Here is an 18385-nt window from a genome sequence, read left to right on the forward strand (position 1 = left end):
CGACAAGCCCAAACCCTTCAAATGGACCAAAACCGCCGAGGACATCCTCACCCGGGAACGCCGCGCTCTGAACGCGCTCGATGAAATTCGCGGAAACAGGTAGGAAGTGTCAGACTCAGAACACTAGGAAGGGGTCAGGGGTCGCCGATGCTCTGAAGTCTGAATAATTGTTCTCACCACCGAAAGTCCCACTATCAATCGCAATATGCACCAGACATACTTCATTTTCGTCAGTGGTAAGCCTCATCAACTCCGTGCCACCCATTCCGTCAAAAAGAAAAAGTTCAATTTTAGTGAATGCGCTATCATCTGGTAGCGTATCAGACACAAGAAAGACATCTATAGTACCGGCAGCAAACTCAACAAAATATGGGTACTCCTGTGATCTCAGGGGACTTGCAGAAAATGTCAAAGCTCCAAAAAATATTGGTGTAAACCAAATTTTAAATGCGTTCTTGCAAAAACTGATCATAGTTTACCTATCTCCTATTAGTGAGCCGTTTTGCTGAATCTCAGACAACACACCAAGCAGCGAACGCAGTCGGAAATGGCTGTCTGGTGGGTTGTCGTGATGTTCAGCTGCCTGCTCGACTCTGTCAGAATCATAATAGGCACCAGACCAGCCCCACAACTTCGAACGCTGTATGCCAATTCGACGGGCTGTCGCCTCAAGAACCCTAAAGCCATCTATATTATTCGACCTGATCAATTCCTCCCCAACCTTTGCGACGGTGGGAGCGAAGTGGAAGTCATTACTTCTTAGGTCGCTGGTCCAATCTTCAAGGGCTGCAAACGCGGATTGGGCATCGCTCTCGGACAAGTCTCTAATCGCCCGCGACATTGTTTGATGTCTAAGAGACTGCTGGCCGATTAGTGGGGGTAACTGCATCGCAATATCCCACCTCCCTCGGTCTCCTAGGCGGATCGTCGTGTTAAAATGACATGAATCTCTTGCTTCGCTGTCGCTCTCTTCAGCCGACATTCCCCAAGTGGCCTGTCGCTTGATGGCAAAATTGCCTAATTTTGCCGACAGATCAAGTGTTTTCCGCTCCAAGCGTCGTCTGCGGTCGCCGGAACGCCGAATGTGGGTGGATTGGGCCGCGAAGCCGCATCATCCTCGCCCAGCAGCGACGTTCTTCAGCGCGGCTGGCAGACCTGTCCTGCCGCTTTCGTTCAGTTTGGTTCTGGATCGCGGTCACGCGCACAACGGCGGCGCTCGAAGGCGGTGGATCGCAGTTAGGATCGCGCGGACCATCGGGCCGGTGACCGCGACTTCGGCAAGCTGGAAGGTGATGGCGCGGGCGTGACGCACGACGCGGGCCCCCATCTTGATCAGCTTGAGCTGGAGGGATGTCAGCGACCAGTCAGCCATGGCCTCTGGGAGCTCGATGCAGCGCAGGAACGTTGCCAAGTTGTAGGCAAGGGCGTGCAGTTGCAGCCGGACCTCGTTGTCACGAAACCGCTTGCATGACAGCCGCGTCCAGCGGAAGGCGTATTTGCCTTCCTTGATATGCTGCTCGGCGGTGCCACGCTGGTTGTAGAAGCGCACCACCCAGTCCGGGTCCATCGGCATATTGGTGACGATGAAGCCGACTTTTGGGAACAGCTCGCCCGGATGCCATTCGATCTTGGCGATCACCCGGCGTGGCTTATCCCAGCTTTGCGCCTGATACTCGATGTCCTCGTAGATGCGCTTGACCTTGGTCAGCGACGGACGCCCCACAGGCCGGGCCAGTTGATGCGCGATCTTCTCCTTGAGCACTGCATTGGAGGGCAACCGGATGGTGTAGAAATAGCCCGTCTCTTCCAGCCGCGCGTAGATCGCAGGGATCGCATAGGCGGCGTCGGCACGGAAGAAGCGCATGAGGTCGCGCTTGGCATATCGGGCGATGACAGGATCGAGCACATCCTGCCAGCCGTCAGCACTGTGGACGTTGCCATTGCGCAGGGCACAGCGCTCCAGCATGCCGAACTGGTTGAACAGGAAGTTTGGGTGATAGCAGGTGCAGTCAAAATGCCCGTTCCAGGCCGAGCCCTCCTGGTCGCCATGGGTGGGGCTGACAGAGCTGTCCATGTCCAGCACGATATACTTCAGCCCGTTGCGGTCGTGGAAGCGGTCGATCCATTGGCCGTTCAGGTCTGCCAACGCCGCCCGGTTCTCAGCCAAGGCCAGCGTCTCGGTCTCGAACCGCCCCATTTGCGAGGCCGAGGCAGCCTGTGTATCGACAGCCCGACCACCGACAACCTGACGCATCACGGGATCGAGCGCGAGACGGTCGGCATCGTTGACGTCCTCGTATCCGGCCAGCCGCCCGAACACTGACTGCCGGAACAGCCCCTCCAGCCGATGGACGGTGTTCTTGCCGGTGCGGTTATCGCGTAGCGCCTCTGACGCAAGGCCCGACAGTCCGAGCGCATCATCGAGCTCGCGCATCACCAGCAAACCGCCGTCCGAACTGATCTGCGCACCCCGGAACTCCAGCCGCACGCGGCGGTCGAAATCGACCCGATCACCCCGATCCGAACTCGCACCCTCTGGGTGATCCATAAAACACGTCCCTCTCAGCCATCAACACTATGATTTATATAGGAAATAACGAGTTCAGGACAGCGAAATCAAAGATTTACTTGGGGAATGCGGGCTAACATGTCGTGCGAGACGGTCTAACAAACCGCTGATTATTGGAAAGGCTCACTCATCAGAGGAGCATTCCATGCCGACTCCCGACACTTCCCGCCAGCCAGCCCAGATCAGCTGGACCGGTGGCGCAAAATCAAAACCCACCCCTTTGAGCCCGGAATGGCGCTGCACGCGCTGTAACAAGCTGCTCGGCGTCTGCCGGGACGGCCGCATGCATCTGCGTTTCGCGCGGGGGCACGAGTATTTCGTGGGCTTTCCGGTCGTGGCCACCTGCCGCGGCTGCGGAACGCTGAACCAGGCGACATCACCCGCGCGCTAAGGCGCGCATCTCACCATTTCCCTGAAATCGCAGAGACGCACGACGTCCTGACCTGGCCACAAAAAGGCGCTGGACGCCTGGCCGCAAGGCAGGCGTCCAATGTCTATCGCGTGGCACGAGATCCGTGATCACCTCATGTTTTCTTCATCAACTCTCGGCTTTCAAAACACCTTCGATGCTCTGCGGCACAGCAGCGAACTGCTCGCGCATTTCGCTGATCCCGCCGCTTTGCTGGACACGCTGCACGTCGGTGGCCGTGCGCCGGACGAGAAAAACCGGTTGCTGGCTGCACTGGTCGGGGCCGCACAGTCCGGCGGCGCGGCCTCCGATTGTGTCCTGACGCTGATGCTTCTGGCGCTTTGGCCGGGGCTGGATGCCGTTCGGCGCAGATCGATCTGGCGCAGGATCGGCACCGGCGACGAAGTTGCATCCGAAATCCTTGCACGAGCTTCCGAGGCCATTCGGAGTCTGGATCTGCAGCGCGTCAATTGGATCGCAGCAACCATCCTGCGGAACATCGAGCGGGACCTGATCAGAACGCGTCAGCGTGAGGACAGGCAGCAGAGCCTGCGCAGCGATATCGATCCCGACGATATCCCGATTGACGGGGGAGTGTCACAGGCCACTGCCAGCCCCGGACTGCTCCACGGCGATCTGGTCCGCATCATCGGCACGGATGCGGATCTGGTGATCCGTGTGGCCATCGACGGTTTCTCCCAGGCCGAGGTCGCATCCGAGATGGGGCTGTCCGAGGCGGCGACGCGCAAACGATATCAGCGGGCGACCCGGCGTCTGCGCGACGTCCTGCAAGAATTTCGCTGACCGGATGTCCCGATCCCTGCAGCGCGGTGGCTTTTCCCATTCAGACGCCACCGCGCGCCCCACTCAAACCGAAAGTCGACCAGCATGATCAGCAAAGCCGACCTCTTGTCCGCAGACCTCAAGCGCATCCCCGGCCTCTACCGCCGCTGGGAGTTGCCGGAAATCCTGAAGAACCAGCGTGCCTACCGCATCGAAAATGCCGGTTCCCATCAGGACGGGACGCCTCTCGTGGCGGTCTACGCCGACGCCGAAGCGGGCCAGCCGGACGACCAGCACAACGCCTCAAACCAAGACACCGAAGCGGTCTCGGTCCCGCTTGGGACGATGTCGCGGCGGCCTGAGTAGAGGGAAAAGGAGGAGATCATGTTCATGGGAACCACACCCTTCATCACGGTTCGCGCCAGCCGACCGCTCGGGGAAATCGAGTTCTGTGCCTGGGTGGCTCAGGCCGTTCCCGGCGACCGGCTGGAATACCATCGGGGCTTTCTGGTGCTCGATACCTTTCCGGCGATCTCGCACCTGCCGGATGCGCAGCGCGTCGAACTGGCCAAGCTGGGAAGCCGCGCATTCTGGGCCGCCGAACAGGGCCTTGTGCACCTCGTGCAGAAGCGACTGGAAACCGACCGCTTCGCCTACATCGCTGTGGCGCGCCCCAAGCCGAAGGCCGCCACCGCATCGCTGTCCGCGCTGCTGCTCGACGCGCAGGCAGCATGACAACCCCCATCCAGACACCACCCACCGATCAAGGAGGCACAAATATGCCATTTCCCGACAACACCCCCACGCCGGACGATCTGCCAGCGCTCAGCGCGGCCGAGATCGCGGCCTTGCCGGTCGAACTGCTGGCCATCCTGCAGCACGAAATCGATGCGCGGCTCAAACGCGACAAGGCCGCAAAGGCCCGGCTCGATGCCGGTCTCGCGGTGCGCTACGCCGATCGCGCTGCCGAGGAGCGACGGGCCGCAGGCAAGGACACGGGCACGATCCGCTTCGATGACGGTGATTTCACCGTCGTGGCGGACCTGCCCAAGCGCGTGGATTGGGATCAGGACAAGCTCGCCGCGATGGTCGCGCAGATCCGCAAAGCCGGTGACAATCCCGCACAATATGTCGACATCGCCATCAAGGTGCCGGAGCGCAAATACGCCGCCTGGCCCGACAACATCCGCGAGCAGTTTGAACCTGCGCGCACCGTCCGGTCCGGCGCGCTGAAGGTCGAGATCGTCCCGCAGGAGGGTGATCAATGACCGCGCTCGGCCCCATTCACGCCCCTGACCAGGACCTGCCCGGCCTCATCGAACGCGCAGCGACCATGCTGTCGGGGGCCAGGACGGCTGCCGAGGTGCTGGAAGCCCGCGAAGCGGCTGGCCTCGCTTATGACATCGCAAAGCGTACCGCCCGGCTGCAAACCGCCAAATCTGCCCATGACGATCTGATCGCCGCCGCCCACCGTGCGCAGGCCGACGCGCTGGAAATCGAAGCGGCCGCCAAGCGTCGGCTGGCTGATGAGTACGACGCGGCACAGGCGCGTGGCGAGGTGAAGCGCAACGGTGGAAACCGGAGCAGTGTTGAAGACCACAACACTGCCTCAACCGCTGACCTTGGCCTGCGCCGGGACCAGATCCACGAAGCCCGTCAGCTGCGCGATGCCGAGACGAACGATCCGGGCATCGTGCGCCGCACGCTGGATGACCGGCTCGAACGCGGCGAGGAACCGAACCGCACTGCGATGCGCAAGATGGTCACGGATGCCGCCATGCGGGGAATGCGCCCGCAGCGCAGGCCCAGCCGTCGGAACCCGCTCTACGTGGCGCCGACGCCCGAACAGGTGGCCTGGCAGCATGTGACGGGCACGTTCCGCGCCTTTGCCGAATGGGCCACGGACCAAAATCTCGCGCTGGCCCGCGAGGGCATGCGCGAGGCGCAGGAGGCCCCGTTCCACGACCTCGATGCCAGAGCCATCGCCGATGGATCGACAGCTTTCACAACAATCAAGGAGTGGTTTGATGCTTGATAGCCAATCAGCGGCTTTTGCCGAACGCGTCTGGGATTACGCATCCCGTCTGGGCAACAACGCCCCCAGGATCGCCGATGAGATGATGGAGGCCGCTTTTCCGCTGACCTGCACGCAGGCGCGGCAGGAAGGGGCGCTGCGCATGCTGCGCACCGGGATCATTTCCGAGGTCAAGCGCATCCTGCGCAACCGGGAAGACGGGTTGGGCCAGGTGGATTTCGCAGAGGTTTGCGAGGCCTTCGTGCCATTGGTGAAGGACCTGCGCTCGAAATCCTACTTCGTCGAGAGCGCCGAGGAATACGTCGCCGTCCCCGACCTGATCGTCGAGCCCGACCTGCTCGATGACGCGCGGCGGTTCATGCGGCGCAAGGGCGTTGAGTGCCTCACCGAGGCCGACCGGCTGGATGCGCTGTTTGCGGCCGTGACCAGCAGTGATCCCGATGCAGCGCGGGCGCGCCAGGAGGTGCTGGCATGACCGGCGCACTCCCCATCATCACCGCCGACCAGCGGCTGGCGGAAACTCGCGGCATCAAGGGCGTGATTTTCGGCACCTCGGGGATCGGCAAGACATCGCTGCTCTGGACGCTGAAAAACTCGACCACGCTGTTCTTCGATCTCGAAGCCGGGGATCTGGCCATCGAGGGGCTGGCAATGGATGCCATTCGCCCGCGGACATGGGCGGAATGCCGGGATTTCGCGGTGTTCATCGGCGGACCCAACCCGGCGCTGCGGGCAGACCAGCCCTACAGCCAGGCGCACTTTGAGGCGGTCTGCGCGAAGTTCGGCGACCCGGCCGCGCTGGAAAAGTACGACACGGTATTCATCGACTCGATCACCGTGGCGGGGCGGCTGTGCTTTGGCTGGTGCAAAGGGCAGCCCGAGGCGTTCTCCGAGAAGACCGGCAAGCCCGATGTGCGCGGCGCGTATGGCCTGCATGGCCGCGAGATGATCGCCTGGCTCACGCATCTGCAGCACACGCGGGCGAAGAATGTCTGGTTTGTCGGCATCCTCGACCAGAAGCTCGACGACTTCAATCGCCCGGTTTTCCAGCCGCAGATCGACGGGTCCAAGACCGGGCTCGAGCTGCCAGGCATCGTCGATCAGGTCATCACCATGGCCGAGTTCAAGGCCGAGAATGGCACCCTGCAGCGCGGCTTTGTCTGCCAGACCCTGAACCCGTGGGGCTATCCCGCCAAGGACCGCTCCGGCCGGCTCGACATGCTCGAGGCGCCCCATCTCGGGCGGCTGATGGACAAGATCCGCGGCCCGTTGGTCCCCGAAGAGCGGCGGCTGACCTACCAGGCCCCCGAGCTTCCGGCGCCGCCAAAGGCGCAGGCCACCCCTTCCAACGACACCACCAACTGAAAGGACCTATTCCATGTCTCTCTGGAACGACTTCAACGACGCGCAAACCAACGCCAACGTCATCCCCAAGGGCACGCTGGCCAAGGTGCGCATGACGATCCGCCCGGGCGGGTTCGACGACCCCGCGCAGGGCTGGACCGGCGGCTATGCCAAGCGGGCCTCCACGGGCGCGGTCTATCTCGATGCCGAGTACACGGTACTCGAAGGACCCTATGCCAAGCGCAAGATCTGGTCGCTGATCGGGCTCTACAGCCCCAACGGCCCGAACTGGGCCAATATGGGCCGCAGCCTGGTGCGGGGCATGCTGAATTCATCGCGCGGAATTTCTGACAAGGACAACTCGGCGCAGGCGCAGGCCGCGCGGCGCATCAACGGGTTTGCCGATCTCGACGGGATCGAGTTCATCGCCCGGATCGATGTCGGCAAGGACTCGAGCGGGGAAGAGCGCAACGAGATCAAAAGCGCGGTCATGCCCGATCACCGCGACTATGCGCAGCTCATGGGTCATGGCGCCGCGCCGATGGCACCCGGGTCGCCACATGCGCCGCAATCTGCGCCGCCGGCGCCCCAGCCCCAGACGCCGACACCGACGCAGGGCCACGGCGCACCCGCGCAGCATGGGCAGTCCACGCAGACACCCGCCGCGCCCGGCTTCTCGGGCCGTCCGAGCTGGGCCGAGTGAGGGTCACCGCCATGCGATTGCGTCCCCGCCAGAAACTCTTCGTCGAGCGCAGCCTGTCTGCGCTCGGCACCCGCGACAATACGCTGAGCGTGGCCAGCACCGGGTTCGGTAAATCTGTCGCGTTGTCAGCCCTGGTACGTGAGCGCCTCGGAGATACCGATGCCAAGGCCTGCGTGCTGGCGCATCGCGATGAACTGACCGCGCAGAACCGCGACAAGTTCCAGCGTGTGGTCCCGGATGTGTCCACCTCCGTCGTCGATGCCACCACCAAATCATGGGCCGGCCAGGTGACCTTTGCCATGGTCCCCACGCTGGCACGCGAGGCGAATCTGGCAGGGATGCCGAAGCTGGACCTTCTGGTGATCGACGAAGCGCACCACGCCGTGGCCGACAGCTATCGCCGCATCATCGACCGCGTCCGGGGTACCAATCCGGACGCCCGGATCTTCGGGGTCACGGCCACGCCGACCCGCGGCGACAAGAAGGGTCTGCGGGCGGTCTTCGACAATGTCGCCGACCAGGTGCGTCTGGGCGAGTTGATCGCATCGGGACACCTCGTGCCACCACGCACCTTCGTCATTGATGTGGGGGTGCAGGACAAGCTCAAGGCGGTGCGCAAGACCGTGTCCGATTTCGACATGTCTGAGGTGGCCGAGATCATGGACCGCGCGCCGATCACCGAGGAGGTGGTGCGCAATTGGCAGGAGAAGGCCGCCGATCGGCCCACGGTGGTGTTCTGCTCCACCGTCGCTCATGCCGGCCATGTCGCCGAGGCCTTCAACGATGCCGGCATCCCCACCGGTCTGATCCATGGCGATCTGCCTGGCGACGAGCGGCGGAATATTCTGGCGGCCTTCGCGAAGGGTGAAATCCGCGTCATCACCAACGTCGCGGTGCTCACGGAAGGCTGGGACCACCCGCCCACCTCCTGCGTCGTGCTGCTACGGCCCTCCTCCTACAAGTCCACCATGATCCAGATGGTCGGGCGCGGCCTGCGCACCGTGGATCCCGCCGAGCATCCGGGCGTGGTCAAGACCGACTGCGTCGTGCTGGATTTTGGCACGTCCAGCCTGACCCATGGCACGCTGGAGCAGGACGTCGATCTCGACGGCAATACCGGGACCGGAGAAGCGCCGTCGAAGACCTGCCCGGCGTGTCAGGCCGATATTCCGCTGGCCTCGCGCGAATGCCCGATCTGCGGCGAGGTGTTGGTCGAGGATGAGGGTGAAACCCTTGAGGTAGCTCACGGCGGGGCGCTCTCCGGCTTCCTGATGACCGAGATCGATCTGCTGAAACGCTCCAGCTTCGAGTGGGTCGATCTCTTCGGCACCGAGGATGCGCTGCTGGCCACGGGCTTCTCGGCCTGGGGCGGCGTCTTCTGGCTCGACGGCCTCTGGTACGGCATCGGCGGCGCGCGCCGGGCGCAGCCGCAGCTTCTGGGTATCGGCGAGCGCAGCGTCTGTCTCGCGCAGGCCGATGACTGGCTGAACGATCACGAGACCGACGAAAGCGCCTTCAAGACCAGAGCGTGGCTGACCCAGCCCGCCACCGAAAAGCAGCTGCAATATCTCTCACCTGCCGCGCGCAGCGATTATGGCCTGACACGCTACAAGGCCTCGGCGTTGATGACCTTCACCTTCAACAAGCGCGCCATTCGCGGGTTGATCATCAGCGCGGCCCCATCCGCGCGGGAGGCCGCGTGAGCCGTGTCGCGCAAATCCCGTCCCCGCCCGCAACGGCTGCGGATCGCCCGGGCCCTGATCGCCCCGGCCATCCGCGCGGCACGCTATGCGCCGTTTGCACATCCCGCACCCGCGGCTTCGGCTGGTTCGATCCCAACCGGCCGCGCGGCAAACGCACATACCGCTGGTTCTGCTCCATGGGCTGCCAGGCGGCCTTCACCCAAAAAGCAAGGAAAGGACTGAACATGGTTGATTTTACTGAAGAAGAAATGATGGCCCTGCCTGCCGTGATGCGCGCACTGGCCCCGGAAATGGAGCGGATCGGCTGGGACCGCCCGCTGGGCCACCTGAGCCAGAACGACATGCACCGGCTGATCGTCATCACCGTCGAGGCCTTCCGCGCCGAGATGGCTGAGATCGCCAGCCAGTCGGAGGTGCCCTTCTGATGCTCGATTTCAATCACCGGCCCGGCTTCGCCGAGCGTGTCAACGAGACCATCGATGCGGCCCTCACGGCTGAGAACGCCAGCCGACCACCCCGCGATTATCTCGGTGGCTCGCGGCTTGGCCATCCCTGCGAGCGGGCCCTGCAATTCGAGTACACTGCCACGCCGAAAGACAAGGGGCAGGAGTTTTCCGGCCAGCTGCTGCGCATCTTCGCCATCGGGCACGAGCTGGAAGAGCTCGCGATCCGCTGGCTGCGCGGCGCGGGGTTCGATCTCTACACGCAAAAGGGCAACCGTCCAGATGGCGGCCAGTTCGGGTTCTCGGTCGCGGGCGGGCGTATCCGCGGCCATGTCGATGGCATCTTTGCCGCCGGACCCGAGGGGTTCGGCCTCGCTGTCCCGGCGCTCTGGGAATGCAAGACCATGAACGCGAAGAACTGGCGCGCCTGTGTCAAGGACGGGGTTGCGGTCTCCAAGCCGGTCTATGCCGCCCAGATCGCCGTCTACCAGGCTTACATGGACGCGAGCGTGCCGGGCATCAGCGCCGCTCCTGCCGTGTTCACCGCGATCAACAAGGACACCGCCGAGCTGCACCACGAGCTGGTGCCCTTCGATGCCGGTCTCGCGCAGCGCATGTCCGACCGCGGCGTCCGGATCCTGCAGGCCACGGATGCGGGCGAATTGCTGCCGCGCGTGGCGCAGGCCCGCGACTTCTTCGAGTGCCGCTTTTGTCCATGGGCCGCCCGCTGCTGGAGCCTGCCCGGATGACGGATACGCCCGAAGACCCGCCCGACACAAGCAAAGTGAGAAAGGATGCCGACATGGCGCATGATGAAGATCACAAGGACGACTGCCCTCAAACCCCATCGGATGACACATCCTCCGAGACCCCGAAGGAAAACCTCGTCCATTTCAATCCGTGGCGCGATTTCAACGACGCAGCGCCGCAGATCGACGTGTTCGGCGACGAGCCCGACCCCGGACGGATCGCCGAGTTCATGGACGTCGTCTTCGGCTACTGCGACGGGCTGATCCCTGTCCGCAGCTTCATCGACAAGGGTCAGGGCTTCGACGGCCGCCCGCATAACATCTGGATCGAGGCGGATTCCTCGGTGGCCGACAAGATGACCACCTTCGCCAATTGGGCGGCCCGCGAAGGTGCTGCCGTCTATGTCATCCCCGGCACCGTCGCCGAGCCCGGGCAGGCCAAGGCGGACGACGTCCAGCAGATGCAGACCGTGGTCGTCGATATCGACACCGGCGATATCGCCGCCAAGCGCGCGCATCTCGAGCGTCATCTCGGCCCGCCGAGCATGGTGGTCGAAAGCGGCGGTGTCACGCCCGAGGGGCAACACAAGGCGCATGTCTGGTGGAAACTGACCGAACCAGCCGAGGGCAGCGACATTGCGCGTGTGACGCGTCTGCGCGGCGATATTGCCGCCAAGGCCGGCGGCGACATGCATTTCCGCTCGGCGCACCAGCCGATCCGCGTGGCGGGCTCGGTCTATTACAAGAACACCCTCAAGACGCAGGTGCGCATCGTCGCGCTGAACGCCGAGATGGAACGCGATCTGGGCGAGTTCACCGAGGCGGTGACCGACATGCCGCCCGCACCGGGCGTGTCGCTGCAGCCGGACTTCGCCGCGCCCGACAAGCCCGCCGTCGACGATGTGCTGGTCACCCCGGTGCGCGAGAGCGCGCAGGATGACTGGTCCCGCTTCGAGGGGGCCTCGGCCGCGATCGGGTATTTCATCCGCATGGTCCATGAGGGGCGGATGTCGAAGGATGAAGGCTGGGAAGGCATCTGCGGCTACAACGCCGCCATGCTGCGGCCCCAGTGGACGGTGGAGCGGCTCAAGCGCGAGTCCGAACGGCTCTGGGCCCGTCATGTCGACAAGTACGGCCCCCCGCTCGTGCGCCTCGACAGCGCCGCCCCCGTGCCCGACGAGATGCCCGCTTTCACGCTTGGGGCGTTGCTCGATGACACCAGCCCCATGCCCGAGGATATCATCGCGCCGCGTGTGCTGACGCCCGGTGGGCTGCTGGTGCTGGGCGGCGCGCCCAAGGTCGGCAAGAGCGATCTGCTGATCTCCTGGCTCGTGCACATGGCAGCAGGGCAGCCCTTCCTCGGCTTCACCCCGCCGCGGCCCCTGCGGATCTTCTATCTGCAGGCCGAGATCCAGTATCACTATCTGCGCGAGCGCCTGCGCCAGATCGCCCTGCCGCCCGAGGTGCTGGCTGCCGCGCGCGACACGTTCGTCGCCACGCCGAAGCTGAAGATGCTGCTCGATGCCGAGGGAAGCATGCAGGTGGCCACCGCCGTCCGGCGCGCGTTCCCGGACGCGCCGCCCGATATTCTCTGCGTCGACCCCATTCGCAACCTCTTCGACGGCGGCCCGGATGGCGGCGGCGAGAACGACAACACTGCCATGATGTTCTTTCTCAAGGACCGGGTGGAAGTGCTGCGCGATCACATCGACCCCGATTGCGGCGTGATCCTCGTCCATCACACGCGCAAGCTGTCGAAGCACCAGGTCAAGGAGGACCCGTTCCTCGCGCTCTCCGGCGCCAGCGCGCTGCGCGGCTTCTACACCACCGGGCTGATCCTGCACCGGCCCGACGAGGAAAACCCCCAGCGCAAGCTGGAGATAGAGCTGCGCAACGGACCGGCGCTGGAGCCCAAGATCGTCGACAAGGTCAATGGCGAATGGGTCGAGCTGAACCCCATGAACGAGCGGTTGGTCCGCCAGGAGACCGGCGCAAAACATGACGCCGAGCGGGATCGGAAACGTGACGTGATCCTTCGCCTGCTCTTCGATGAAGCCGCCGAGGGGCGTGTCTACACGTCAACACAGTTTGGCGCAGGCTTCGAGAACCAGCATGGGCTTGGCAGCGAATTCACCATTCGGCAGCGGATCAATGTCCTCGCATCGAAAGGGTTCGTCAAATTCCGCCGCGATCTGGCCGAACACGGCTTCCCCGCGACCAAGTCGCACTTCGGCTATCTCTGCGTCGAAGGCATGCGGTTCGGCCGTGATCCGGTGGTCGATCCCGAGACCGGCGAGGTGCTGGCCGAGGGCGAACTGGTCCTGCCGAGCCACTTCAAATGCCCCCATTCCGGCCGCGCCAGGGAGGTCGAGAACCCCGCCGTCTGGGTCTTTCCGGAGGGGGTCGATGAATGACTTTGTCATATGACAGAGGCCACTGTCATCCTCATGCCTCTGTCATAAATCAAATGAAATCACCAACTTGCTGATGACGATGACAGTGGTCTCTGTCATGCCCCTCTGTCATCAAAAACGGGAGAAAATGACATGAAACCAGATACTTGTAAGGATTTGATGAGAGAGAGTGTGACTGCCTATACTAAGTATGAGGGGGGCGGACGCCGTCACGCCCCCTCATACAACGATAGTAACCGCGCGACCGGTGTCTCCGATGCTGTCGATGGTCGCGGCAAGAGGTCGTCTGGATCGCGAACTCCGCGCGTGGTGCACAAGATCAATTTCCGTGTGCTGCCTCTTCCGGGAACCGTGCTGATGCACGAGGGCCAGCGCTATGTTGCGATCGGATCGGATTTGCACACGCGCCGTGATGGCCAGACCGTTCCAATCATCTGCTGGAAAAGCCACTGCGCCGAATGCGGCAGGCCCTTCGACGGCTGGAGCGGTTTGCGATCGGGAACGCTGAACCGCCGCTGCCCAGAGCATCACGCGCCCGGCAAGGCCGTTACCGCAGCAGGTCGCAAGCGCGCGGCACCCCACCGGCGAAAACACGGCAAACGCAAGAAACCCTGAACCACCATCCGACGACGGCGGCCGGTACCGCCAAGCATCAACCGCCGTCGTCTTCCACCCGAGCAGCCAACCAGAAAAGGAGACCACTCATGGCTGATACGACTCTCGCCGAGGCCAATCTCGGCGCAACCCCGGAAACGCCCATGCCGACCGAGCCCGCGCGCGCCATCCTTGCCCTCGATCTCGGCACCACGACCGGCTGGGCGCTGCGCGGCCATGACGGGCTGATCACCAGCGGAACGGCATCGTTCAAGCCCGGCCGCTTCGATGGCGGCGGCATGCGCTATCTTCGCTTCACCAACTGGCTGACCGAACTGGACCGGCTGTCCGGGCCGATCGCGACGATCTGGTTCGAGGAAGTGCGCCGCCACGCAGGCACTGACGCGAGCCACGTCTACGGCGGGCTGATGGCCTCACTGACCAGCTGGGGCGAACTCAGGGGCGTGCCATACGAAGGCGTCCCGGTTGGCACCATCAAGCGCCACGTCACCGGCAAGGGCAACGCCAACAAGCAGGCAATGATCGACGCGGCCCGCGCCCGTGGGTTCAGCCCTGCTGACGACAACGAGGCCGACGCCATCGCCATCCTGTTCTGGGCCATCGAGACGCAGGGAGGTGTGGCATGACCGGCATGCGGTTCACGCCGAAAGGCTATGGCGGGCGGCGCCGCGACCCCCAGCAGGTCAAGCGCGACGGCTGGCAGGAACAGGGTGTGCTGGCCGTCTCCGTTGACGACGACCGCCTGACCTGGCCCGAACGCGAGCTCGTCCGGCAGCTGGGCGAGCGGCTCTACGGGCAGCGGGACCGGGAGGTGCGGCATGACTGAATGGACCATGGCACGGGTGCAGGACCGGGTCGAGAGCGCCGCCGACGTGTTCGCACAACTGCCCGCCGTGAAGCCCACCGGGTATTTCAACGCGTGGCCGGAGTATTTCCACGGCTTCGCAGATCAGGTGGGCCAGGAGCCCGAGATGAAGCGACCGCGCCCGAGCCCGCGGCAGATCACCGAGGCCGAGGCGGCGATGCTCTGGCTGCGCTGGCTCGAGCGCGACGACGCCCGCATCGTCTGGCTGCGCGCCAACCGCCAGCCGTGGAAGAAGATCGGCTGGGAGGTCGGGCTGAGCCGTCCGGCGGCCAACCGGCACTGGCAGTACGGCGTGGCGCTGATCACATGGCGGCTCAACGGGCGCGTGCCGTCGTCCAGGCGATCGCGGCGCTTCGTGGTCGAGAACGCCGATCGGCTGTCAAGAAAAATCATCCTGTGAGGGAATTTTCGGAGAGACATCGGTGGGGGTTCACCGATCCCCGGCCGAGGGCTACAAACGGGATATACTCGGGAGAGGCGTGCGCGGGACGGCCCGCCGCCGCTGGCTTCCCGGGGTCCGGCGCAGGGTCCAGCCGGGGTCCAGGCCACCAAGTCATTGTTTTACGGTTCCTTTCCGGGCCGAAACGTATGCTGGCGGGCGTGGCGCAAAATGTCGCCAGCGACAGGGCCGATTTTTTGGGAAGCCACCGGTGTCCAGCATCCAGCTACGACACCCTGAAAGCTTCGTGATTTCAAAGACCTGACCGGCCGCGCGGGGTGGATACCCCGCGGACTTCGGAGTCCAGCCGGAAGCCGGTGGCCCCCACCGCGGAGTCCACCCGTGGGGGAGTCCAATCCCTTCGGCCCCAATGCCATAGACAGGAATACGCATGACGCTGAGCTTCGCCCCGGAGCGGATCGAGCACTGGCCGCTCGCGCGCCTGCAGCCTTACGCGAAGAACGCGAAGCAGCACGGGCCCGACCAGGTCGCGAAGCTCGCTGCCAGCATGGCCGAGTTCGGCTGGACCGTGCCGTGCCTCGTGGGCGAGGACGGCGAGCTGATCGCCGGCCACGGGCGGGTGCTGGCCGCGACGCAACTTGGGCTGACCGAGGCGCCGGTGATCGTGCTCGGGCACCTGACCGAGGCGCAGCGCCGGGCCTATCGTTTGGCCGACAATAAATTGACCGAACTCGGAACATGGGACGAGGCGCTGCTGTCGGCGGAACTGAACGAGCTGCTGGCCGACGACTACGACCTGTCGCTGGTCGGCTTTTCCGACGGCGAACTCGACAAGCTGCTGGCCTTCGATACGGACGTGGGCGGCGGAGAAGAAGGTAGCGCCGGGGGCTCCGTGCCTCCGCTGACCATCCCCGAGCCACCGCGCAATCCGGCCTCGCGGACAGGCGACCTGTGGATCCTCGGCGATCATCGGCTGCTCTGCGGGGACAGCACGAACCACGAAGATGTCCGCCGTCTGATGAACGGCGAGCGCGCGGTGCTGTTTGCGACCGACCCTCCGTATCTCGTCGACTACGACGGATCGAACCACCCGACGCGGAACAAGGACTGGAGCCAGTCCTACGGCGTCACTTGGGACGACAGCAGCCAAGGGGCCGAACTCTACGACGGGTTCATAGCGGCCGCCGTCGCCGAGGCGATCACCGAGGACGCCGCCTGGTACTGCTGGCACGCCTCGCGCCGGCAGGCGATGCTGGAGGCCTGCTGGGAGAAAGCCGGCGCCTTCGTCCACCAGCAGATCATCTGGGTGAAGGACCGCGGGGTTCTCACCCGGTCGCATTACCTCTGGAAGCACGAGCCCTGCTTCATGGGCTGGCGCCGACCGAACCGCCCGCCGAAGGTTGCCGAGCAGACGTTGCCCTCGACTTGGGAGATGCCGTCCTTCGCCAAGGACGACCGGCCCGACCACCCGACGCCGAAACCGCTCGACGCTTTCGGGATCCCGATGCGCCAGCACGTCGCCCGTGGAGGGCTCTGCTACGAGCCGTTCGCTGGCTCGGGCTCGCAGATCATGGCGGGTGAGGCCAACGGCCGGCGCGTCTTCGCAATGGAGATCAGCCCGGCTTACGTCGATGTCGCCGTAGAGCGCTGGCAGGCCGAGACCGGCAGGGACGCGATCCTCGATGGCGACGGTCGGACCTTCGCGCAGGTGAAAGCCGAGCGGCTGGGTGACAACGCTGATGCCCTCGCCGATGCGCCCGACACTGACGCCGACCCAGAACCCGCCCGCAAACGCAAATCCGCAGCCTGAGGCAATGCATGACCTGGCTTTACATCCCTCCGGACGCGCATCCGGAACCGAAGACGCATGCCTGTTTTGCCTCTCCCTCTGCTCGGGCACTGGCTCACAATCGCCATGCTAGGATGTCGCAGCGCTATGTCTGTTGGCGCGCTCCGCTCTGGGCATCCGAGAATGCTAGGAATGCCCCGATCCCCAAGAGAACCGCACAGACAAGGGAGAATATTCCAAAGCCGAAAGCCCAAAGAATTCCTGCGGCAGCAACTCCCATAAGGCCCCCGCCAAGCTTTCCATTTTTGAATGCGATGCCAGCACCAACTAAGCCTACTATCGGCATTATAAGTGACATGGTCCTGTAGAAGGCGAGCGTTGACTGCACTTCTGCATTAACACGCGCTGAATTCGGATCAATCCCAATTGAAGCAACCCCAGACATCATACTTGATCCCAAGCCTGCCACCGAGAAACCAATTGCACCGACCAGGAGCGCGATTACCCCGCCAATTATTCCTAAAATACCGCCCGCCTTCATTTTCCACTCCACTGACTGAATTATACTTCCTAGAGCAACTACGGAAGGAGGGCGATTGTCAAGGAAATTTGGTTGGCGAAGGCTGCGAACTGGCCGACCCCGCGCGCCTGCTCTGGGACACGGTCGAGTGGGGGGAACCGGACCGAGATGTTGCGGCTATGGCCGACGTTGAGGGCAAGTGCCAACGAGAACCGGCAGACAAAACCGACGCCGTCGCAGGAAGCGGGCAAACACGGCATGAACCTGGCAACGAGCGCCGCGATGTGGCCGACGCCGCAAACCGACAGCTTCCGGAGCCGGGGCGGCGTGCGAAAACACGAGAAGGGTCTGGGCGGAATGGCGCGGGACTGGCTGACGCCGATGGCGAACGACGGCTGCAAACCGAGCGTAGGAAATCGAAAGACGGCCGATCTGACCCATGCCAGCCGTATGTGGATGACGCCGACAGCGCGGGATCACAAGGATGGTGCCACGACATTGGCGAACACACCGGTGAACGGCCTGCTTGGCCGCCAGGTCCTGGTGACGCAGGTGGCTGGGACCGATACCTCCGATGTGCGCCGGACCTTGAACCCAGCATTCGTCGAAGCGCTGATGGGCTGGCCCACCGGGTGGACCGGCTCCGCCTCTGTGGCAACGGCGTGGTCCCCCTGGTTGCGGCGCATGCGCTGCGAACTCTCGCAGCTGAACTGCTGGCCGATGGATGAGGCCGCCGCATGAAGCAGTCGCGCGCCATGTCCTTGGTCGAGTCCATCGCCAACGTGCTTGTGGGCTACGGCGTCGCAGTCGTCACGCAGATCTTGATCTTCCCCATCTTCGGGCTGCACACGACGCTGGCGCAGAACCTGAAAATGGGCGCGGTGTTCACAATCTTATGCGGTGCACCGCATAACACCGTTTATGCCGAGCGTGTGATTATGCGGAGTAGTTTGGGGCTGACCAGCGCAATGAACTGACGGGCAACGGTTTTCTTGCCTGCGCTTGTCAGCATAATCGGCTTGTCCTGCGTTTGGCGCCAAGGCG

23 protein-coding genes are annotated in these 18385 nt (G+C 63.8%); 20 read left to right on the plus strand and 3 right to left on the minus strand.

The window, feature by feature from the left end; all coding sequences use genetic code 11:
- Nucleotides 1–115: 115 nt before the first annotated feature.
- Together ROE7235_RS19930 and ROE7235_RS15975 are read right to left on the minus strand one after the other, a co-directional pair.
- Complete coding sequence (locus ROE7235_RS19930; protein ID WP_147434244.1) at nt 116–472, minus strand: hypothetical protein; 357 nt, start codon at nt 470–472, stop codon at nt 116–118.
- 723 nt (nt 473–1195) lie between these two features.
- Nucleotides 1196–2548: an IS1380 family transposase gene (locus ROE7235_RS15975; RefSeq protein ID WP_121096488.1), complete on the minus strand. Its 1353-nt coding sequence runs from the start codon at nt 2546–2548 to the stop codon at nt 1196–1198.
- Nucleotides 2549–2714: 166 nt separating this feature from the next.
- On the opposite strand from ROE7235_RS15975, the gene ROE7235_RS15980 reads away from it, so the two are divergent.
- The 18 genes from ROE7235_RS15980 to ROE7235_RS16065 all read left to right on the plus strand — a co-directional run bounded on the left by ROE7235_RS15980 (nt 2715) and on the right by ROE7235_RS16065 (nt 16842).
- A complete protein-coding gene (locus tag ROE7235_RS15980; RefSeq protein WP_121096489.1) occupies nt 2715–2960 on the plus strand; it encodes a hypothetical protein in 246 nt (81 codons plus the stop codon).
- 99 nt (nt 2961–3059) lie between these two features.
- On the plus strand, nt 3060–3782 hold the full coding sequence (locus ROE7235_RS15985) for an RNA polymerase sigma factor (RefSeq protein ID WP_121096490.1): 723 nt from the start codon (nt 3060–3062) through the stop codon (nt 3780–3782).
- Nucleotides 3783–3866: 84 nt separating this feature from the next.
- Entirely contained in the window at nt 3867–4127 is a 261-nt protein-coding gene (locus ROE7235_RS15990; protein ID WP_183073547.1) for a hypothetical protein, read from the plus strand.
- An 18-nt stretch (nt 4128–4145) separates the two neighbouring features.
- Nucleotides 4146–4496 (plus strand): hypothetical protein, encoded by a 351-nt coding sequence (locus ROE7235_RS15995; protein WP_183073548.1) that lies wholly within the window; start codon nt 4146–4148, stop codon nt 4494–4496.
- 44 nt (nt 4497–4540) lie between these two features.
- Entirely contained in the window at nt 4541–5029 is a 489-nt protein-coding gene (locus ROE7235_RS16000; RefSeq protein WP_085881113.1) for a hypothetical protein, read from the plus strand.
- Nucleotides 5026–5796 carry a hypothetical protein gene (locus tag ROE7235_RS16005; protein WP_085881114.1) on the plus strand — a complete coding sequence of 257 codons (771 nt, stop codon included), beginning with the start codon at nt 5026–5028 and terminating at the stop codon, nt 5794–5796. The genes ROE7235_RS16000 and ROE7235_RS16005 overlap by 4 nt, the downstream gene beginning before the upstream one ends.
- On the plus strand, nt 5789–6271 hold the full coding sequence (locus ROE7235_RS16010) for a hypothetical protein (RefSeq protein WP_085881115.1): 483 nt from the start codon (nt 5789–5791) through the stop codon (nt 6269–6271). The genes ROE7235_RS16005 and ROE7235_RS16010 overlap by 8 nt, the downstream gene beginning before the upstream one ends.
- Nucleotides 6268–7161, plus strand: coding sequence for an ATP-binding protein (locus ROE7235_RS16015; protein WP_085881116.1), 894 nt, complete (start codon nt 6268–6270; stop codon nt 7159–7161). Before ROE7235_RS16010 ends, ROE7235_RS16015 begins: the two co-directional genes overlap by 4 nt.
- A gap of 13 nt (nt 7162–7174) precedes the next feature.
- A complete protein-coding gene (locus ROE7235_RS16020) occupies nt 7175–7843 on the plus strand; it encodes a hypothetical protein (protein WP_085881117.1) in 669 nt (222 codons plus the stop codon).
- 11 nt (nt 7844–7854) lie between these two features.
- A complete protein-coding gene (locus tag ROE7235_RS16025) occupies nt 7855–9546 on the plus strand; it encodes a DEAD/DEAH box helicase (protein WP_121096491.1) in 1692 nt (563 codons plus the stop codon).
- A 224-nt stretch (nt 9547–9770) separates the two neighbouring features.
- Nucleotides 9771–9971, plus strand: a complete 201-nt coding sequence (locus tag ROE7235_RS19935; RefSeq protein ID WP_143535705.1) for a DUF6511 domain-containing protein — start codon at nt 9771–9773, stop codon at nt 9969–9971.
- Nucleotides 9971–10738 carry a hypothetical protein gene (locus ROE7235_RS16035; RefSeq protein WP_085881119.1) on the plus strand — a complete coding sequence of 256 codons (768 nt, stop codon included), beginning with the start codon at nt 9971–9973 and terminating at the stop codon, nt 10736–10738. Before ROE7235_RS19935 ends, ROE7235_RS16035 begins: the two co-directional genes overlap by 1 nt.
- A gap of 53 nt (nt 10739–10791) precedes the next feature.
- Entirely contained in the window at nt 10792–13152 is a 2361-nt protein-coding gene (locus ROE7235_RS16040) for an AAA family ATPase (protein WP_245963999.1), read from the plus strand.
- 159 nt (nt 13153–13311) lie between these two features.
- Entirely contained in the window at nt 13312–13767 is a 456-nt protein-coding gene (locus ROE7235_RS19940; RefSeq protein ID WP_147434245.1) for a hypothetical protein, read from the plus strand.
- 89 nt (nt 13768–13856) lie between these two features.
- On the plus strand, nt 13857–14393 hold the full coding sequence (locus ROE7235_RS16050; protein ID WP_220669580.1) for a crossover junction endodeoxyribonuclease RuvC: 537 nt from the start codon (nt 13857–13859) through the stop codon (nt 14391–14393).
- The gene (locus tag ROE7235_RS16055; protein ID WP_438829815.1) at nt 14390–14593 is read left to right on the plus strand and encodes a hypothetical protein; all 204 of its coding nucleotides are present in this window, start codon (nt 14390–14392) and stop codon (nt 14591–14593) included. The genes ROE7235_RS16050 and ROE7235_RS16055 overlap by 4 nt, the downstream gene beginning before the upstream one ends.
- On the plus strand, nt 14586–15032 hold the full coding sequence (locus tag ROE7235_RS16060; protein ID WP_050664392.1) for a DUF6362 family protein: 447 nt from the start codon (nt 14586–14588) through the stop codon (nt 15030–15032). The genes ROE7235_RS16055 and ROE7235_RS16060 overlap by 8 nt, the downstream gene beginning before the upstream one ends.
- 430 nt (nt 15033–15462) lie before the next feature.
- Nucleotides 15463–16842 (plus strand): site-specific DNA-methyltransferase, encoded by a 1380-nt coding sequence (locus tag ROE7235_RS16065; protein WP_121096494.1) that lies wholly within the window; start codon nt 15463–15465, stop codon nt 16840–16842.
- Between the two features lie 124 nt (nt 16843–16966).
- On the opposite strand, the gene ROE7235_RS16070 is transcribed toward ROE7235_RS16065, so the two are convergent.
- A complete protein-coding gene (locus tag ROE7235_RS16070) occupies nt 16967–17362 on the minus strand; it encodes a DUF4064 domain-containing protein (RefSeq protein ID WP_121096495.1) in 396 nt (131 codons plus the stop codon).
- Between the two features lie 237 nt (nt 17363–17599).
- Here ROE7235_RS16070 and ROE7235_RS16075 point away from each other — a divergent pair, with 237 nt between their 5' ends.
- A complete protein-coding gene (locus ROE7235_RS16075; protein WP_183073549.1) occupies nt 17600–18082 on the plus strand; it encodes a hypothetical protein in 483 nt (160 codons plus the stop codon).
- The gene (locus tag ROE7235_RS16080; RefSeq protein ID WP_121096496.1) at nt 18079–18318 is read left to right on the plus strand and encodes a DUF7220 family protein; all 240 of its coding nucleotides are present in this window, start codon (nt 18079–18081) and stop codon (nt 18316–18318) included. The genes ROE7235_RS16075 and ROE7235_RS16080 overlap by 4 nt, the downstream gene beginning before the upstream one ends.
- The last annotated feature ends 67 nt before the right edge of the window (nt 18319–18385 follow it).

Source organism: Roseinatronobacter ekhonensis (genome assembly GCF_900499075.1).
Classification (GTDB): Bacteria; Pseudomonadota; Alphaproteobacteria; order Rhodobacterales; family Rhodobacteraceae; genus Roseinatronobacter; species Roseinatronobacter ekhonensis.

Excerpts from the sequence above, each read along its gene's own strand:
- ROE7235_RS16010 (WP_085881115.1), top strand. The coding sequence starts at position 5,789 with ATGCTTGATAGCCAATCAGCGGCTTTTGCCGAACGCGTCTGGGATTAC.
- ROE7235_RS16005 (WP_085881114.1), top strand. The coding sequence starts at position 5,026 with ATGACCGCGCTCGGCCCCATTCACGCCCCTGACCAGGACCTGCCCGGC.
- ROE7235_RS16065 (WP_121096494.1), top strand. The coding sequence starts at position 15,463 with ATGACGCTGAGCTTCGCCCCGGAGCGGATCGAGCACTGGCCGCTCGCG.
- ROE7235_RS16080 (WP_121096496.1), top strand. The coding sequence starts at position 18,079 with ATGAAGCAGTCGCGCGCCATGTCCTTGGTCGAGTCCATCGCCAACGTG.
- ROE7235_RS16055 (WP_438829815.1), top strand. The coding sequence starts at position 14,390 with ATGACCGGCATGCGGTTCACGCCGAAAGGCTATGGCGGGCGGCGCCGC.
- ROE7235_RS15995 (WP_183073548.1), top strand. The coding sequence starts at position 4,146 with ATGTTCATGGGAACCACACCCTTCATCACGGTTCGCGCCAGCCGACCG.
- ROE7235_RS15980 (WP_121096489.1), top strand. The coding sequence starts at position 2,715 with ATGCCGACTCCCGACACTTCCCGCCAGCCAGCCCAGATCAGCTGGACC.
- ROE7235_RS19940 (WP_147434245.1), top strand. The coding sequence starts at position 13,312 with ATGAGAGAGAGTGTGACTGCCTATACTAAGTATGAGGGGGGCGGACGC.
- ROE7235_RS16050 (WP_220669580.1), top strand. The coding sequence starts at position 13,857 with ATGGCTGATACGACTCTCGCCGAGGCCAATCTCGGCGCAACCCCGGAA.
- ROE7235_RS15975 (WP_121096488.1), bottom strand. The coding sequence starts at position 2,548 with ATGGATCACCCAGAGGGTGCGAGTTCGGATCGGGGTGATCGGGTCGAT.
- ROE7235_RS16070 (WP_121096495.1), bottom strand. The coding sequence starts at position 17,362 with ATGAAGGCGGGCGGTATTTTAGGAATAATTGGCGGGGTAATCGCGCTC.
- ROE7235_RS16035 (WP_085881119.1), top strand. The coding sequence starts at position 9,971 with ATGCTCGATTTCAATCACCGGCCCGGCTTCGCCGAGCGTGTCAACGAG.
- ROE7235_RS15985 (WP_121096490.1), top strand. The coding sequence starts at position 3,060 with ATGTCTATCGCGTGGCACGAGATCCGTGATCACCTCATGTTTTCTTCA.
- ROE7235_RS16000 (WP_085881113.1), top strand. The coding sequence starts at position 4,541 with ATGCCATTTCCCGACAACACCCCCACGCCGGACGATCTGCCAGCGCTC.
- ROE7235_RS19930 (WP_147434244.1), bottom strand. The coding sequence starts at position 472 with ATGATCAGTTTTTGCAAGAACGCATTTAAAATTTGGTTTACACCAATA.
- ROE7235_RS16060 (WP_050664392.1), top strand. The coding sequence starts at position 14,586 with ATGACTGAATGGACCATGGCACGGGTGCAGGACCGGGTCGAGAGCGCC.
- ROE7235_RS16075 (WP_183073549.1), top strand. The coding sequence starts at position 17,600 with ATGAACCTGGCAACGAGCGCCGCGATGTGGCCGACGCCGCAAACCGAC.
- ROE7235_RS15990 (WP_183073547.1), top strand. The coding sequence starts at position 3,867 with ATGATCAGCAAAGCCGACCTCTTGTCCGCAGACCTCAAGCGCATCCCC.
- ROE7235_RS16040 (WP_245963999.1), top strand. The coding sequence starts at position 10,792 with ATGGCGCATGATGAAGATCACAAGGACGACTGCCCTCAAACCCCATCG.
- ROE7235_RS16015 (WP_085881116.1), top strand. The coding sequence starts at position 6,268 with ATGACCGGCGCACTCCCCATCATCACCGCCGACCAGCGGCTGGCGGAA.
- ROE7235_RS16020 (WP_085881117.1), top strand. The coding sequence starts at position 7,175 with ATGTCTCTCTGGAACGACTTCAACGACGCGCAAACCAACGCCAACGTC.
- ROE7235_RS16025 (WP_121096491.1), top strand. The coding sequence starts at position 7,855 with ATGCGATTGCGTCCCCGCCAGAAACTCTTCGTCGAGCGCAGCCTGTCT.
- ROE7235_RS19935 (WP_143535705.1), top strand. The coding sequence starts at position 9,771 with ATGGTTGATTTTACTGAAGAAGAAATGATGGCCCTGCCTGCCGTGATG.